The following is a 15,657-nucleotide window of genomic DNA, read 5'->3' on the forward strand; positions in this document are numbered from 1 at the left end:
GTGCGCGGACCGGCCGGCGATCCGCCGTGATCCGGCGCAGCGGGGTGGTCACCGCGACCGCCCCCGGACCGGGCCGTTCCCGCCGTGTCCACGCCGCGCATCGCAACCATCCGTCGCTTCCGTCGTTCGTCAGCATGCGGCCGCCTTGCGCCGCACTCAGCGCATGAGGGCTTCATGAATTGAGAACATTAGCAATTCCTCAAAGCGTGACGAGAGGGGGGTGGCCGGCCCTTGACGGCCCCGCCGGCCAGGGCCGGTCGGCCCTGGCGCCCGCGGATCACGACTGTGTTCACTGAACGTCCAGGTCCGTCGCCGGGCGCCCGGCGACGGACCCGACCAGGAACATGACCAGGACCTGGCCGGTGGGAACAACAGTCGCAACGATGACGGGAACGGCACGGGTGACGGTGGACGGAGCGGAACGGTGATCGCGGCGGTGGGGTGCGCGGACCTGCCCGCGGACACGATGGAGCTGGTGGAGAGCGAGCTGCGCGCGGCGCTGGAGCGGTGCGTGGCGGGGGCGGCCGTGCTGGTACGGGCCGGGGCCGGACTGCCCGTGGTGATCGGCAAGGCGGTGCGCGAGGCCGGCCGGAAGCTGGTGGTTCTGCTGCCCGCCCAGGGAACCGTGCCCGCCGTGCTGCCCGAGCGGGACCGGGCGGCGGCCAGGGAACTGGTGCTGCTGGCCGAGCACGTCCGCCTGCTGCCGTTCGACCCGGCGGACCGCAATGCCTGCGTGAGCGCCGACGAGCGGCTGATCGAAGGCTGCCGGCACGTGGTGGCGGTCTGGGACGGCTCGCCCTCCAGCGGCCGGGACGCCACCGCGCACCTGGTGGCCTTCGCCCGCACCCGGGGCATCCCGGTGCAGATCGTCTGGCCGGACGGCGCGGGGACATCGGCGGCGCCCGAGCCGTACCACGGCCGTACGGGAGGGCCCTTCCCCTCGCGGGAGTGAGGCACCGCTGACGGCTGAGCAGTGCGGGGCCCGGCGCCCGCGCAGCGGCAGCGGCAGCGGCAGCGGCAGCGCGTCCGGCTGCCCCCGCCGGAGGCGGACGCAGCCGGACGCCGAACGGCTGAAGGCGCGCGCAGCCTTGACGTGCCGGGGTCGCGGGGCCAGCATGTGGGAGCGCTCCCACACTCATTCGCCACAGTCCCCACCCCCACCTCTGGAGGACGCGTGACCTTGCGAAAACCGCCCTGGCCGCGCCGGGCCCGGGCCGCTGTCGTCACCGTGACCGCGGCGCTGCTGCCGCTGACCCTGGCCGCTGCGGCCGGGGCGACCGCCGCGCACGCGGCACGTTCGGCGGCCGGCGCCGCCGCGCCGAGCTACAACTACGCGGAGGCGTTGCAGGACTCGATGCTCTTCTACGAGTCCCAGCGCTCCGGCAAACTGCCCGCCGACAACCGCGTCTCCTGGCGCGGCGACTCCGACCTGACCGACGGCCAGGACGTCGGCGTGGACCTGACCGGCGGCTATCACGACGCCGGCGACGAGATCAAGTTCGGCTTCCCGATGGCCTTTTCGATGACCATGCTCGCCTGGGGCGGCATCGACGAGACGTCCGGCTACACCAAGAGCGGCCAGAACACGTACCTGCTGCGCAACCTGCGCTGGGGCGACGACTGGCTGCTCAAGGCGCACCCCTCGCCCAATGTGCTCTACGGCCAGGTCGGCGACGGCGGCAGCGACCACTCGTTCTGGGGCCCGGCCGAGGTCAACCCGTCGCCGCGGCCGTCGTACCGGATCGACGCCTCCTGCCCGGGCTCCGACCTGGCCGGCGAGGCCGCCGCCGCGCTCGCCTCATCCTCGATGGTGTTCAAGGGCAGCGACCCGACGTACGCGGCCACGCTGCTGACCAACGCCAAGCAGCTCTACACCTTCGCCGACACCTACCGCGGCACGTACGACAAGTGCATCACCGCCGCCCAGGGCTACTACAACTCCTGGAGCGGCTACTGGGACGAGCTGGTGTGGGGCGCGATATGGCTCTACCGCGCCACCGGTGACAGCTCCTACCTGACCAAGGCCGAGACGTACTACGCCCAGCTGCCCAAGATGAACCAGACCACCACGCCCGAGTACAACTGGACGCTGGCCTGGGACGACAAGAGCTACGGCGACTACGTGCTGCTCGCCGAACTCACCGGCCAGCAGAGCTACACCGACGACGCCGAACGCTGGCTGGACTGGTGGACCTCCGGGGTGGGCGGCACGAAGGTGTCCTACTCGCCGGGCGGCGAGGCCTTCCTCGACCAGTGGGGCTCGCTGCGCTACGCGGCCAACACCGCTTACGTGGCCCTGCAGTTCGGCCACTGGCTGACCGGCCAGGGCAAGGACGCCGCCAAGGCGCAGACGTACCACGACTTCGGCGTGCGGCAGATCGACTACGCGCTCGGCGACAACCCGCGGCACGAGACGTACGAGATCGGCTTCACCAACTCCGGCACCACCACCAACTGGCCGCAGTACCCGCACAACCGCACGGCGCACGGCTCCTGGGACCAGTCGATGTCCGACCCGCCGAACACCCGGCACCTGGACATCGGCCTGCTGGTCGGTGGGCCGTCCAGCGCCAACGACTCCTTCACCGACGACCGCCAGCAGTACGCCATGACCGAGGGCGCGCTGGACTACAACGCCGGCTTCTCCGGCGCGCTCGCCGCGCTCACCGACGAGTACGGCGGCACCCCGCTGGCGAACTTCCCGCCGAAGGAAACCCCGGACGGCCCCGAGGAGTTCATGCAGGCCGCGGTCAACGCGTCCGGCACCAACTTCTACGAGATCAAGGCGCAGGTGGTCAACAAGTCCGGCTGGCCGGCCCGGCACCTGACCCACGGCAGCTTCCGCTGGTACTTCACCCTCGATCCGGGCACCAGCCCCTCGCAGGTCACGCTCGCCTCGCCGTACAACCAGTGCCTGGCGCCGCAGGGACCGACCCAGTACTCCGGGAACGTCTACTACGTGACGATCAGTTGCGAGGGCCAGGACATCGCGCCGGCCGGGCAGTCCGCGTTCCACCGCGAGGTGCAGTTCCGGCTCACCTTCCCCGGCGCGCACGACCCGAAGGGCGACTGGTCGTACCAGGGCGTGTCCACCGTGCCCGGCTCCACCCCGGTGACGGTGAACGACATCGTGCTCTACGACGGCGCGAACCCGGTGTGGGGCACGGCGCCCGACGGCTCCGGCACCACCCCGCCGACCACGCCGCCCCCGACGACGCCTCCGCCCACCACCCCGCCCCCGACCACTCCCCCGCCGACCACGCCTCCGCCCACCACGCCCCCACCGACCACCACCCCGCCGGGGCAGGGCGCCGGGTGCGCGGTGACGTACAAGGTGACCAACGCCTGGTCCGGCGGCTTCCAGGCCGACGTGCAGGTCACCGACCTCGGCACCGCGCCGATCAATCACTGGACGGTGACCTGGACGTTCGGCGGCGACCAGAAGGTCGGCAACGGCTGGAACGGCACCTTCGCGCAGAGTGGCCAGAAGGTCACGGTCACCGACGCCGGTTACAACGCGACGATCCCGCCGGGCGGCTCCACCGGCTTCGGGTTCACCGGCACCTACAGCGCCAGCAACGCGGCGCCGACCGGTTTCGCGGTCAACGGGAGCCCTTGCGCGGTGTCCTGACGTCACTCAGGTGACGGCGTACACCGTGTCCCGTCTCCGCCCGGCCCCACTGCTCAGGGGGGCCGGGCGGAACCTTTTCCCCGTCCCGGCCGCCATCACCGCTGCGTCCCTGCCGTCCGCTCCAGCCTTCGGCGCAGAAAGCGGCGTTCCGCCTCGGTCGGCGCCAGCTCCAGCGCCCGGCGGTAGGCATCGGCCGCCTCCTCGGTGCGGCCCAGCCGCCGCAGCAGGTCCGCGCGAGTGGCCGGCAGCAGGTGGTAGCCGGGCAGTTCGCCGGCCGCGTCGAGCGCGTCCACCAGGGCGAGCCCCTGCTGCGGGCCGTGCGCCATGGCGACGGCCACCGCCCGGTTGAGCTCCACCACCGGGCCGGGCGCGAGCCGGGCCAGCTCCGCGTAGAGTAGCGCGATCTGCGGCCAGTCGGTGTCCTGCGGCCCCGCCGCCTGGGCGTGCAACGCGGCGATCGCGGCCTGTATCTGGTACGGGCCGGGCCGCCGCCGGGCCAGCGCGACCTCCAGCACCGTCACGCCCTCGGCGATCCCCTGCCGGTCCCAGCGGGTGCGGTCCTGCTCCTCCAGCGGCACCAGGTCACCGGCCGCGTCGGTACGGGCGGCGGCCCGCGCCTCGTGCAGCAGCATCAGTGCCAGCAGCCCGGCCGCCTCGGGCTCGTCCGGGAGCAGCCGGGTCAGCAGCCGGGTCATCCGGATCGCCTCGGCCGTCACCCGGCGCTGGTCCGGGCCCGCGGCGCCGGGCGCGTATCCGGCGTTGAACAGCAGGTACAGCACGGCCAGCACCGCCGCGGTGCGCTCGGGCAGCAGCTCGCGCGGCGGCACCCGGAACGGGATCCCGGCATGGCGGATCTTGGCCTTGGCCCGGGTGAGGCGCTGCGCCATGGTGCGCTCCGGCACCAGGAAGGCGCGGGCGATCTCCGCCGTGGTCAGCCCGGTCAGCGACCGCAGGGTGAGCGCGACCTGCGCCGGCAGCGGCAGTGCGGGGTGGCAGCAGGTGAAGATCAGCCGCAGCCGGTCGTCCGGCACCGCGTCCCCCTCGGCGGCCTCGGCCGCGGCGACCGCCTGCGCCTCCGCGGAGCCGGCCGCGGCCGCGGGCCCGGCCGGGTCGAGCCGGGCCGCCTCGCGCAGCTTGGCGGACTCGTTCGCGGCCCGGCGCAGCCGGTCCAGCGCCCGGTTGCGGGCGGTCGTGGTCAGCCACGCGCCGGGCCGGCGCGGCACCCCGTCCCGCGGCCAGGTCTCCAGCGCGCGCTCGAAGGCGTCCTGGGCGCACTCCTCGGCCAGGTCCCAGTCGCCCGTCGACGCGATCACGGCCGCCACGACCCGGCCCCACTCCTCGGACCAGGCCGCGCCGACCGCCTCCTTCACCCGTTCCAGAACGGCCGCACCTCGATCATTCCGTAGGCCGCCATCGGGTGCTTCGAGGCGATCTCGATGGCCTCGTCCAGGTCGGCCACGTCGATCACGTCGAAGCCGCAGATCTGTTCCTTGGTCTCGACGTACGGCCCGTCGGTGGTCAGCGTGGCGCCGCCGCGCACCCGTACCGTGGTCGCGTCCTCGGCGTCCCGCAGCCGGTCGCCGGTCAGCCGCCGGCTGCCGGCCATGTCGATCCACGGCTGGGGGTCCATCTCCGCCGGGTCGGCCGTGAACGGCCCTTCCGAGCAGATGAGCAGCATGTACTTCATTGTTCAATCTCCTTGCGTTGTCCTTGTGTTCCCTGGTGCTGTGTTTCCTGGTGTTGCGATCCCTCGTCGTGCCCTCATGCTGTGTTCCCCCGTGCCCGGCCGCGCGCCCCCGTGGCCGCGCGGCTCCGACGTCCTCACGACGAACGGGACCGGCCCCGCGCGACATCACCGCCGGAAAAAATCTTCCGGGTTCCGGCGGCCCGCCGCGAACGTGACCTCCCGCGGCGCACGCGTCCGCCGATCGCGCGAGCGCAGGGGGGCCGCAAAGACGTATTTCGCCCCTCTCACGGGGGTTTCTGCGCGGCACGTGCGTTGACCGGCGGCTTTCGTGGCAGATGTCATGGCAGGCAGTTCCGTCGGATGCGTTTCGTTGTGGTTTATTCGACGTCGACAAGATCATCGACTGATGAGGTGAGGTTCCGCCGTGCACCAGCCGCCGACCGCTCCCGCGTCACAGACCGCCGGGCCCCGGGCCGGACGGCGCGGGCCGAATGTCCGAAGGGTGCGGCCGGTGGGCCGCGGCATTCCCGCGTGCCTGGCACTGGGGCTGCTGGTCACCGTAGCGGCCTGCGGGAACGGTCACGGGGGTCCGACCGCGTCCTCGGCGGTGCCGTCGGCGAGCGCGACCACCGCCACGGGAACGACCCCGGGGACCGCGACCGCGTCGAGCCCGGGCGCGACCGTGCCGCCGCCGCCGGCGCCGACGACCGGCCCGGCGGGCTGCGTGAATCGCACGATCGCGGCGATGTCGCAGGCGCAGCAGGTGGGACAGCTCTTCATGACGTCGGCGACCACCACGGGGATGACCGGGGCGGAGTCCGCGGCGATCACCGCGGGGAAGACGGGCGCGGTCTTCCTCAAGGGGCACACCTCCGCCGGGACCGGCCCGGTCCGGGCGGTGGCGGATCAGGCGCGGTCGCTGGCCTCGCCGGTGAGCGGTGTCAGCGTGGGCATGCTGGTCGCGACCGACCAGGAGGGCGGCCAGGTGCAGGTGCTGAACGGCCCCGGTTTCAGCGCCATCCCCAGCGCCGTGGTGCAGGGCCGCTCGGCCCCGTCCACGCTGCAGAACGACGCGCGGACCTGGGGCGGGGAGCTGCGCAACGCCGGGGTGAACACGAACCTGGCGCCGGTCGCCGACACGGTGCCGCCGAACCTGGTGAACGTCAACGCGCCCATCGGCAGGTTCGACCGCGAGTACGGCACCGACCCGGCGACCGTGGCCTCGCACAGCACGGCCTTCCTGCGCGGGATGGGCCAGGCCGGCGTCGTCGCCACCGCCAAGCACTTCCCGGGCCTCGGCCGGGCGAGCGGCAACACCGACACGACGGCACACGTGGTGGACAACGTCACCACCACGACCGACCCCTTCCTGGAGCCCTTCAAGTCGGCGATCCAGGCGGGCGTGCCCTTCGTGATGGTCTCCTCGGCGATCTACACGAAGATCGACCCGAACCGGCAGGCGGCCTTCTCCCCCGTGGTGGTACGCGACCTGCTGCGCAACACGCTCGGCTTCAAGGGCGTGATCATCTCCGACGACCTGGGCCAGGCCGTCGCGGTGGCCGACCACACCCCGGCCCAGCGCGCCCTGGACTTCTTCGCGGCCGGCGGCAACCTGCTGCTCACCGTCCAGCCGGCCGACATCGTGCCCATGACCTCGGCGGTGCTGGCCCGGCTCCCCCAGGACCCGGCCCTGCGCGCGAACGTCGACGACAGCGTACGGCGCGTGCTGACGGCCAAGCAGAACGCGGGCCTGCTGACCTGCCACTGAGCGGGACCGGCCGACAGGAGGGCGCGGTGGTACGACCGGCGCGGCGATGACTTCCGCGCGCGCCGGCTGTCGTACCGGTCACGAGGTCACCCGGCACGCCTGGAGGCACCCATGACCACCGTCCATTCGCTGCCCGTACCCGGCGCGCGACTGCACTACGAGGTGCGCGGCGCGGGACCACTGCTGATTCTGGTGGGCGCGCCCATGGACAGCGGTCCCTTCACGCCGCTGGCCGAGGCGCTCGCGGACGCGTACACCGTGGTGACCACCGATCCGCGGGGCATCTCCCGCAGCACGGTCGACGATCCGGACCGGGACGCGACGCCCGAGCAGCGCGCGGACGACCTGCGGCGGATCGTGACGTCCTTCGGCGAGGAGTCGGCGGACGTGTTCGGCAGCAGCGGGGGCGCGGTGACCGGGCTGGTACTGGCCGCGCGGTCCCCGCAGTACGTACGGACCCTGGTCGCGCACGAACCGCCGCTGCTCACCCTGCTGCCGGACGCCCGGGAACGGCTCGCCGAGGTGGAGGAGGTGCGCCGGACGTTCCTCGCCGAGGGGCAGGGCGCGGCCTGGGCGAAGTTCCTGGCCGCCGCGGGCACTCCCGGCCCGGGACCGGGCCCCGACCAGGCGCCCCCGCCCCCGCCGAGCCCGGAACAGGAGGCCAACGGCGCCTTCATGCTGGGCCACATGCTGCGCGGGATCACCCACCACCGCCCCTCCCTCGAGGCCCTGCGGACCGGCGGCACCCGCATCGTCCCGGCCGCGGGCGGCACGTCGAGCGGCCAGACCGCCCACCGCGCGGCCGCGGCCCTCGCCGAAAACCTCGGCTGCGGCCTGACCGTCTTCCCCGGCGGCCACGCCGGCTTCGCCGAACACCCCGCCGCCTTCGCCGGCCTGCTCCGGGACGTGCTGGTGAGAGCGCCGGCTTAGGTCGTGTCCGGCGGGTTCGGCGGATCTCGGTGGAGCAGCCGGCGGCGTCCTTGGCCGCGGTTCTCCGCCGAAGGCCGTGGGGGGACCCCTGCCGGCCCGACCGGCCGCCCGCCGGGGCAAGCGCGGGCCCGGCAGGACCCGCCGGACAGGCGCTGAGGACCGATCGTCCGGCCTGGACGGCGGTGGGCGAGTGGCGGGTCCGGACCGCCGATTCGCCGAGCCCGGTCGTACGGTGCCGCCCGGCTCCACGTGGTCCGGTCAGCGAACCGCGGCGTCCACTTCCGCGTCGAGGACGAACTGCGCGCCGGCGGTCACGGCGAGGTCGGGGCCGAAGAGGGCGCCCGGGGTCCAGGTGCCGGGGCGCGCTTCGCCGTGGGCGAGGCGGGTGGCGGCCTCGGCGGCGACCTGGGCGGTGAATTCCATGGCCTCGCCCGCGCGCAGCCAGCCCTCACGGACGGTGCCGTCCGGGTACTCGAGCCGGGCCCGGGCCCAGGAGAACTCCCGGCTCGTCCCGGGCCGGGGCACGCGGATCCCGGCCAGCCGGCGCACCGCGGCGTCGGCCAGTGCCGGGCGGGACAGCAGCCGGGCCGCGATCGGGAGGAGGGCGCGGATCAGCCCTCCGGTCGGGATCTCGCTGGACGCGGCCACCACGAAGGGGGCGCCGCTGGCGCGGTGGGCCGCCGCGAGTTCACCGGAGGGGGCGCCGACCGTGGACAGGGTGGTGCCGTCGGGCAGGGTGATCCGGGCGAGGTCGCCGCCGAGCCGGGTCCGTACCATCCGCCCGTGGTCGTACCGGCGGCCGCCGGCCGCGGCGGCGTCGATCACGCTGGCCGCCAGCGCCGCGCCCATGGGCCCCGATTCGGTCGCGATCGTGGGCATCGCGTCGACCCGTACCCGCTGCGGTGCGGGCCGGTCCGCGCACAGCCTCAGGACGACGCTCTCGGTGGCGAGCACGCCGAACCCGGCGCCGGTCACCAGCGACCGGCCGGCGGCGACGGCCTCGTCGCGCAGGGCGAGCACCCCGGTGACGGCGAACAGTTCGTTGGCGAGGTCCAGGTAGTGCGTGCCGGGCAGGCAGGCCCGGGCGATCGGTACCGCTGTCCGGGTGAACGGGCCGATCGTATTGACGACCACGGCCGGTGCGCTGCGGGCGAGTTCGGCGGCGACGGCCTCGACCGACCCGGCGGTCACGGTCCGCGGCCGCCCGCCGCCTGCCCCGGTCGCCTCGGCCACCGTACGCAGCCGCGCCGGATCGCGGCCCACCAGGACCGGTGTCTCCCCCTTGCTCGCGAGCAGGGCGGCGATCGCCCGCCCGGTCCGGCCGGTGGCCCCCAGGACCCAGATCTCGTTCCCCGCACCTTGTGCTGACACGACGGTCGTCCGTCTCCTTCACCTCGGTGGTCCTGCGGACGGCTCGGGCGGCCCGCTGTCCGGGCACACCCAGCCTCTTGTCCCCGCCGGCGGTGACCCCGGCCCGATCGCGCGGTGCCCCGCCGCCCGCCCGGCCGTACGGGATCACCGTGTTGGCGGGCGGATGACGTCATGACCGGCCTCCGGCGGCAGGGAACGGCCCGGGTAGGGTGAAAGCCCATGGAGAAGTGGGGCGCCGCGCTCTACGGGGATCCCTGTGCGGAGTGCGGGTTCGGGTGGTCGTTGACTCCGGCGGAAGCCGTCGGGGTCGTGGCGGAGTTGCCGGCCCGCTGCCGGGCGCTCCTGAAGGGGCGGACCGGTTTCGAGCGGCACCCCGATCTGGGCCGGCCACCCGCGGCATACGTCAGTCACGTCACGGACAACCTGCGGAACTGGGCCGAGCGGCTGGCCGGGGCGCGCCTGGGCGGGGCGGTCGAGGTGCCCGGCTACGACCAGGACCTGCTGGCCCGGGCCCGGCGGTACAACGAGATCGCTCCGGCGGCGGCGCTGTGGTCGCTGGAAGGTGCCGTGGCGGCGTGGACGGACTCGGTCACCGCCGCGCTCGAAGCGGGGGTCGTGCTGCGGCACGCCGCGCGGGGTGAACAGCGCGCCGAGGACGTCGCCCGGAACAACGCCCATGACAGGCACCATCACGTCGGGGACATCGCGCGCATTCTGCGGTACACGGGGAAGGTCTGACGGCCTGGTTGCCGTCGGCGTACGGATCGACCGTGGATCCGCCGGGTCGGCGGGTGACGGGGGCCGCTTCTACGATGGCCGCCCGCCCCAGGTCAGGCGGCCTGTGCCCGGGTCAGGCGGCGTCCAGGACGGCCCAGTGGCCGGCCGAGTCGTCGGTGCCGCGGGCCCCGGTGCTACGGGCGAGGGCCGTGATGACCTGTCGGCCGCGGCCGTGCTCGTCGGTCTGGCAACTGGCCGCCCAGGAGCCCGGGCTCGGCGCCGGACCGCCGTCGCTGACGTACACATGGACGTGGACGACCGGGTTGTCGGCGTCGGGATCGGCCAGCCGCAGCCGCACGGCCACCGGCGGCAGCGCGTGCTCGACGGCATTGGTGACGAGTTCGGAGACCACGAGCATCACGTCGTAGACGGCCTCCTGGCTCAGGCCCCAGGAGGTGAGGACCGCTTCGGCGGCGTGCCGGGCGGCCCGGACCGATGCCGGACGGTGGGGCAGTTCGCAGTAGAAGACGGCCGCGTCGGCGGCGGAGTGGTGGCCGCGGGGTGCGCGGCCGGCACCGGGCGCCGTACCGGACGTACCGGACGACCAGGAGCCTGCGGGTCCGGCAGGTCCGGCAGGTCCACCGGGCTCGGCGGACGCTGCCGCCAGGTCAGCGGGTTGAGTGGGTTCAGCGGATTGCGTGGATCCAGGAGGTTCAGCGGGTTCGGCGGGTTCGTCCGGTCCCGCTTCGAGGCCCGCGGAGCCGTCGGACGCGACGGCCGGGGCGGGGACGGGAGCCACGGGGCGGTGGGCCCGCCCGGCTCTGCGGAACTTCAGGAGTCGACGCCAGCGGAAAGTGTTTTCCTCGGCCATGAGTCCCCCTCACAACGACATGCCTTGCACCTGTACGCGCGAGCCTTCCGGAGGGGTCACCAAGCCCGCGTAATCGGAGAAGGTTTCGTGGGCCGGTCATTCCAGGAACACCCATCGCGTCGCCGTCGCTCACCGTTTGCGAGGACGGCAGCTTCGGTTCCCCCGGGATGAGGTGGGCAGCCTGCCGGGTTCCTCTACCGCCAAGTAACCCATTCCCACCTGCGCCACGCCACCATTCCCGATGCACATCACCCGGATGGCTTATTCCGCAGGATTTTCCCATCAGCCCATAGCGGATGAGTGCAGCCCGAATGGTTCGCATACGGGAACGGTCACAGAGCGGAATGAATTGTTCCGAATAATTCACTCCCGGGGCGCACTTCCGGGCAGTGTCGATCACGCCGTGTCCACCGGACAGCACCACCACGGAAGCCCTGCCGCTCCGGGCCAGCTCAGCAGCGTCCCGTCCGGACCGCCGCGGGGTCACGAGGAGCGGTACGGGGAACGTCGCGCCGGCCGCCGGGCCGGCCGGCGCGGACCCGGGCTCGCTCCTGGGCGCGGTCACGACTTGCTCACACGCGGTTCCTGAGAGTAATGTCCCGGCCACGTTCACGACATGCCCGGACTCGTCCGGGTGAACCGGACCGCACCGCCCTTGCCCACCGGCGCGCGTCCCCCAGCCGGGCCACGTCTAGGCCACGTCCGAGCAGCGCGCGATCGGCACCCATCCGTGCCGCGCGAACCGTGCCCGCCCCGCGTCCCGGGCGCCTGCGGACCGGTGACGTCCACACCGCCGCCCCGCCCCGGGCGGTCAGCACCGCGAGCGACACCGGAAACCCGATGTCCGGACCGCCCCACAACGGATCGGAATTCCGCCCGCCGAACCGTCCCGCCACCGCTTTCCCATGCCCTTTCGCCGGAATCGCACCGGCCTTTCCGCGGAAACGCATCGCCTTCACGCCACCCGCACACAATGCCCCGCCGACGCCCGGGTCCGGGGCTTCGTCGCGTTCCCCCGAGCCCAGGTCATTTGCCCGCCGGCACCTGGGGGGCGCGTTTTCCGGCAACACAAACGGAATGCAACACTCCGCCACCTTCGAGTTATCCATACTCGACAGTATCCAACGGCACATGCCAGCATTGACGACCCGGCGGAAAGGCGCCAATATTGCCCCGCCGCGGTCCGAGGATGAATTGTTGATTACCGGAAGGACGGCACGTGATGGCGGCTCGACGGATCGTGGGGCGAGAACCCAACGAGCGGCTCCAGGCGCTCATCGAGGAAGCCAACTGTTCGAATGTGGGGCTGGCGCGCAGGGTCAACATGCGCGGTGCGGAGCGCGGACTCGACCTGAGGTACGACAAGACGTCGGTGAGCCGGTGGCTGCGCGGCCAGCAGCCGCGCGGAATGACTCCTTTCATTATCACCGAGGTGCTGAGCGACAAACTCGGCCGGCTGGTGTCGATCGAGGAAATCGGCATGACCGGCGGCCGACGACATCAACTTTCGGCGACAGGCCTCGCGTTCATTCCGGACTTCCGGCGGGCCGTCGAGCACGCCTGCGATCTGTGGCAGTCGGACGCCGCGCGCCGCAATTTCCTCACCGGCTCCGGCGTATTGGTGTCCGCCCTGCTGGGCCCCAGCCGGGACTGGCTGATCGCGGAGCCGGACACCGAGGTGTCGCACAGCGGGGAGAACCGGGTCTCGCGGGCGGACACCGAATTGCTCGGGCAGGCCACGCAGAACCTGGCCGACCTGGACCACCGGTACGGCAGCGGCAATGTCCGGCCGGTGGCCGTGCACTGCCTCAACAGCGTGGCCACGACCCTCCTGAGGGGCTCCTACGACGAGGCGGACGGGCGCCGGCTCTACGCCGCGGCGGCCCGCCTGTCCGAACTCGTCGGCTACATGGCCCTGGACGACGGCAGGGCCGGACTCGCCCAGCGGTACTACATCCAGGCGCTGCGCCTGTCGCAGGCGGCGGGCGACCGCGGCTTCGGCGGGTACATCATGGCGGTCGGCATGGGGCACCTGGCCGCGGTGGCGGGCTTCCCCCGGGAGGTCACCCAACTGGCGCGGGTCGCACTGGAGGGCACCCGCGGCCGGATCACCCCGGCCGTCCAGGCGTGTCTGTACGCCGCGGAGGCCCGCGGGCACGCCCTGACCGGCGACGGCCCGGCGTACGAACTCGCCGCCGGCCGCGCGGTCGAGGCCCTGGAGCGGTCCGACCCCGCCCAGGAGCCGGACTGGATCACCCGATTCGACCGGGCCTATCTCGCCGACGAGCTGGCGCACTGCTGTGTCGACCTGCACCGCCACCAGCCCGCGGTGCGCCGGGCGGAGGAAGCACTCGCCGGGCACCCGGCCCACCGGGTGCGCCGGCGCACGATCGACCTGCTCCTGCTGGCCACCGCCCACGCCCAGGCCCACCGGATGGAGGAGGCCTGTGGCGCGGCGAAGCAGGCCCTGCCGCTGCTCACCGGGCTGCGCTCGCACCTCGGCCTGCGGTATCTGCGGAACTTCCAGGAACGCCTGCTGCCCTTCGTCCGGGAGGCATCGGTCCGGGACTTCCACGACTCGCTGGAAGCAAGCGGCGTCCTGACCGCTTGAGCCCCGGACCGTGCCGGCCCGGCCGGCCGCCGTACTCGTCCGCGGGCTTCGTCCCGCGGGCCGTTCGTCCGGGTACGGCGGTCCTGTGGCCGGTTCTCCGGGCGGTTACGAGGCCGGCTCTTGGGCCGGTTGCAGCGCCGGTTACGGGGCCGGTTGTGTGAATGTCTGCGGCCGGTTCTGCGACCGCGCCGTACGGCTCAGCGGATCACGTCGCAGATCACCGCGCCGGGCGACAGCTTGGCGCCCACCTCGGCCGTCAGCCCCTTCACCGTGCCCGCGAAGGGCGCCGTGAGCCGCTGCTCGGTCTTCATCGACTCCAGGACGACGATCAGGTCGCCCTCCTGGACCTGCTGGTTCTCCTCGACGGCCACCTTGACGACGGTGCCCTGCATCGGTGAGGTCACCGACCCGGTGGTCATCGCGGCACGCTCGTCCCCGGCACCCTGTGCGGCGGTCCGGAAGCGGGTCGGCCGCCCCGTGGGCAATCCCCCGGCGGCTGCGGTGCGGGCGAGGGTCATGCCCAGGGAGGCGGGCAGGGACACTTCCAGGCGTTTGCCGCCGACCTCGACCACCACGGTCTCCCGGCCCTGCGCCTCGTCCTCGTCACTGACCGCACCACCGGTGAACGGCGGAATGGTGTTGACGAACTCGGTCTCGATCCACCGGGTGTGGACGCTGAACGGGCCCTGCTCGGGGGCGAACGCGGGATCCACCACAACGGCGCGGTGGAAGGGCAGGGCGGTGGCCATGCCCTCGATCTCGAACTCCCCCAGCGCCCGCGAGGCGCGCTGCAGGGCCTGCTGCCGGGTGGCGCCGGTGACGACCAGCTTGGCCAGCAGCGAGTCCCACGCCGGACCGATCACCGACCCGGACTCCACCCCCGCATCCAGCCGCACCCCCGGACCACTGGGCGGCACGAACCGGGTCACCGTGCCCGGCGCGGGCAGGAAGTTGCGCCCCGGGTCCTCACCGTTGATCCGGAACTCGAAGGAGTGCCCCCGCAGCGGCGGGTCGTCGTAGCCGAGTTCCTCGCCGTCGGCGATCCGGAACATCTCCCGCACCAGGTCGATCCCCGACACCTCCTCGGTGACCGGGTGCTCCACCTGCAAACGCGTGTTGACCTCCAGGAAGGAGACCGTGCCGTCCTGCCCCACCAGGAACTCGCACGTACCCGCGCCCACGTACCCGGCCTCCTTCAAGATGGCCTTCGACGCCGAGTACAGGCTCCGGGTCTGCTCCGGGGTCAGGTACGGCGCGGGGGCCTCCTCCACCAGCTTCTGGTGACGGCGCTGCAGGGAGCAGTCACGGGTGGACACGACCACGACGTTGCCGTGGGTGTCGGCCAGGCACTGGGTCTCCACGTGCCGGGGCCGGTCCAGGTAGCGCTCCACGAAGCACTCCCCGCGCCCGAACGCCGCCACCGCCTCACGCACCGCGGAGTCGTACAGTTCGGGGACCTCCTCCAGGGTGCGCGCGACCTTAAGGCCCCGCCCGCCGCCACCGAAAGCCGCCTTGATCGCGATCGGCAGCCCGTGCTCCTCGGCGAAGGCGACGACCTCCTCGGCGCCGGAGACGGGGTCGGGGGTGCCGGCCACCAGAGGGGCACCGGCCCGCTGGGCGATGTGACGGGCCGCCACCTTGTCACCCAGGTCCCGGATCGCCTGCGGCGGGGGCCCGATCCACACCAGGCCCGCGTCCAGGACCGCCTGGGCGAACTCCGCGTTCTCCGACAAGAACCCGTAACCGGGATGGACGGCGTCCGCACCCGATTCGGCGGCGGCCTTCAAGACTTTGGCGATGTCCAGGTAACTGGTCGCGGGGGTGTCCCCGCCCAGCGCGTACGCCTCGTCCGCGACCCGGACATGAACCGCGTCCCGGTCCGGGTCGGCGTACACCGCCACACTGGCGATCCCGGCATCCCGGCAGGCGCGGGCAACACGGACCGCGATTTCACCGCGATTGGCGATGAGCACCTTGCGCACGATCGCTCCCTCCTAGAAACAAGCCGAGAAACAAGCCGCGTCGGTTCGCCCCGCCGGCCCGAGTGGCAGCGGATGCCGGGCCGCCGGCG

General features: G+C 73.0%; 11 protein-coding genes and 2 pseudogenes. 6 read left to right on the forward strand and 7 right to left on the reverse strand.

The genetic code is table 11. From position 1 onward, the window contains the following. Positions 1 to 424 precede the first annotated feature (424 nt). Both ITX44_RS37645 and ITX44_RS37650 read left to right on the forward strand, forming a co-directional pair. Entirely contained in the window at positions 425 to 952 is a 528-nt protein-coding gene (locus tag ITX44_RS37645; RefSeq protein WP_205363918.1) for a hypothetical protein, read from the forward strand. Between the two features lie 222 nt (positions 953 to 1,174). Continuing rightward, positions 1,175 to 3,631 carry a glycoside hydrolase family 9 protein gene (locus ITX44_RS37650; RefSeq protein ID WP_307795665.1) on the forward strand — a complete coding sequence of 819 codons (2,457 nt, stop codon included), beginning with the start codon at positions 1,175 to 1,177 and terminating at the stop codon, positions 3,629 to 3,631. Positions 3,632 to 3,726: 95 nt separating this feature from the next. Here ITX44_RS37650 and ITX44_RS37655 read toward each other — a convergent pair whose 3' ends face one another. The 3 genes from ITX44_RS37655 to ITX44_RS37660 form a co-directional block, all read right to left on the reverse strand. After that, positions 3,727 to 5,001 (reverse strand): RNA polymerase sigma factor, encoded by a 1,275-nt coding sequence (locus ITX44_RS37655; RefSeq protein ID WP_307795666.1) that lies wholly within the window; start codon positions 4,999 to 5,001, stop codon positions 3,727 to 3,729. Beyond that, entirely contained in the window at positions 4,998 to 5,318 is a 321-nt protein-coding gene (locus ITX44_RS41900; RefSeq protein WP_236062365.1) for a YciI family protein, read from the reverse strand. Before ITX44_RS41900 ends, ITX44_RS37655 begins: the two co-directional genes overlap by 4 nt. A 579-nt stretch (positions 5,319 to 5,897) precedes the next feature. Further along, positions 5,898 to 6,053 carry a hypothetical protein gene (locus ITX44_RS37660; protein ID WP_205363920.1) on the reverse strand — a complete coding sequence of 52 codons (156 nt, stop codon included), beginning with the start codon at positions 6,051 to 6,053 and terminating at the stop codon, positions 5,898 to 5,900. Between the two features lie 10 nt (positions 6,054 to 6,063). Between ITX44_RS37660 and ITX44_RS37665 the strand changes: the two genes are divergently transcribed. Beyond that, a complete protein-coding gene (locus ITX44_RS37665) occupies positions 6,064 to 7,086 on the forward strand; it encodes a glycoside hydrolase family 3 N-terminal domain-containing protein (protein WP_205363921.1) in 1,023 nt (340 codons plus the stop codon). A 111-nt stretch (positions 7,087 to 7,197) separates the two neighbouring features. After that, on the forward strand, positions 7,198 to 8,016 hold the full coding sequence (locus tag ITX44_RS37670; protein ID WP_205363922.1) for an alpha/beta fold hydrolase: 819 nt from the start codon (positions 7,198 to 7,200) through the stop codon (positions 8,014 to 8,016). A 258-nt stretch (positions 8,017 to 8,274) separates the two neighbouring features. Here the strand turns inward: ITX44_RS37670 and ITX44_RS37675 are convergent, their stop codons facing one another. After that, positions 8,275 to 9,387 carry a saccharopine dehydrogenase NADP-binding domain-containing protein gene (locus ITX44_RS37675; RefSeq protein WP_205363924.1) on the reverse strand — a complete coding sequence of 371 codons (1,113 nt, stop codon included), beginning with the start codon at positions 9,385 to 9,387 and terminating at the stop codon, positions 8,275 to 8,277. A gap of 219 nt (positions 9,388 to 9,606) precedes the next feature. On the opposite strand from ITX44_RS37675, the gene ITX44_RS37680 reads away from it, so the two are divergent. Beyond that, positions 9,607 to 10,125: a hypothetical protein gene (locus tag ITX44_RS37680; protein ID WP_205363925.1), complete on the forward strand. Its 519-nt coding sequence runs from the start codon at positions 9,607 to 9,609 to the stop codon at positions 10,123 to 10,125. Positions 10,126 to 10,237: 112 nt separating this feature from the next. Here ITX44_RS37680 and ITX44_RS37685 read toward each other — a convergent pair whose 3' ends face one another. Then, a complete protein-coding gene (locus tag ITX44_RS37685) occupies positions 10,238 to 10,975 on the reverse strand; it encodes an ATP-binding protein (RefSeq protein ID WP_205363926.1) in 738 nt (245 codons plus the stop codon). A 1,222-nt stretch (positions 10,976 to 12,197) separates the two neighbouring features. Here ITX44_RS37685 and ITX44_RS37690 point away from each other — a divergent pair. Next, positions 12,198 to 13,586 (forward strand): NsdA family TPR-like regulatory protein, encoded by a 1,389-nt coding sequence (locus ITX44_RS37690; RefSeq protein ID WP_205363927.1) that lies wholly within the window; start codon positions 12,198 to 12,200, stop codon positions 13,584 to 13,586. Between the two features lie 197 nt (positions 13,587 to 13,783). Here ITX44_RS37690 and ITX44_RS43160 read toward each other — a convergent pair. Together ITX44_RS43160 and ITX44_RS37695 are read right to left on the reverse strand one after the other, a co-directional pair. Then, a pseudogene (locus tag ITX44_RS43160) lies at positions 13,784 to 13,993 on the reverse strand (acyl-CoA carboxylase biotin carboxyl carrier protein subunit); the annotation flags it as partial. 83 nt (positions 13,994 to 14,076) lie between these two features. Further along, a pseudogene (locus ITX44_RS37695) lies at positions 14,077 to 15,568 on the reverse strand (acetyl-CoA carboxylase biotin carboxylase subunit); the annotation flags it as partial. Positions 15,569 to 15,657: the final 89 nt, after the last annotated feature.

Origin of the sequence: Actinacidiphila acididurans (genome assembly GCF_016918855.1) — a bacterium.
Lineage (GTDB): Bacteria > Actinomycetota > Actinomycetes > Streptomycetales > Streptomycetaceae > Actinacidiphila > Actinacidiphila acididurans.

Excerpts from the sequence above, each read along its gene's own strand:
- ITX44_RS41900 (WP_236062365.1), bottom strand. The coding sequence starts at position 5,318 with ATGAAGTACATGCTGCTCATCTGCTCGGAAGGGCCGTTCACGGCCGAC.
- ITX44_RS37670 (WP_205363922.1), top strand. The coding sequence starts at position 7,198 with ATGACCACCGTCCATTCGCTGCCCGTACCCGGCGCGCGACTGCACTAC.
- ITX44_RS37685 (WP_205363926.1), bottom strand. The coding sequence starts at position 10,975 with ATGGCCGAGGAAAACACTTTCCGCTGGCGTCGACTCCTGAAGTTCCGC.
- ITX44_RS37690 (WP_205363927.1), top strand. The coding sequence starts at position 12,198 with ATGGCGGCTCGACGGATCGTGGGGCGAGAACCCAACGAGCGGCTCCAG.
- ITX44_RS37680 (WP_205363925.1), top strand. The coding sequence starts at position 9,607 with ATGGAGAAGTGGGGCGCCGCGCTCTACGGGGATCCCTGTGCGGAGTGC.
- ITX44_RS37665 (WP_205363921.1), top strand. The coding sequence starts at position 6,064 with ATGTCGCAGGCGCAGCAGGTGGGACAGCTCTTCATGACGTCGGCGACC.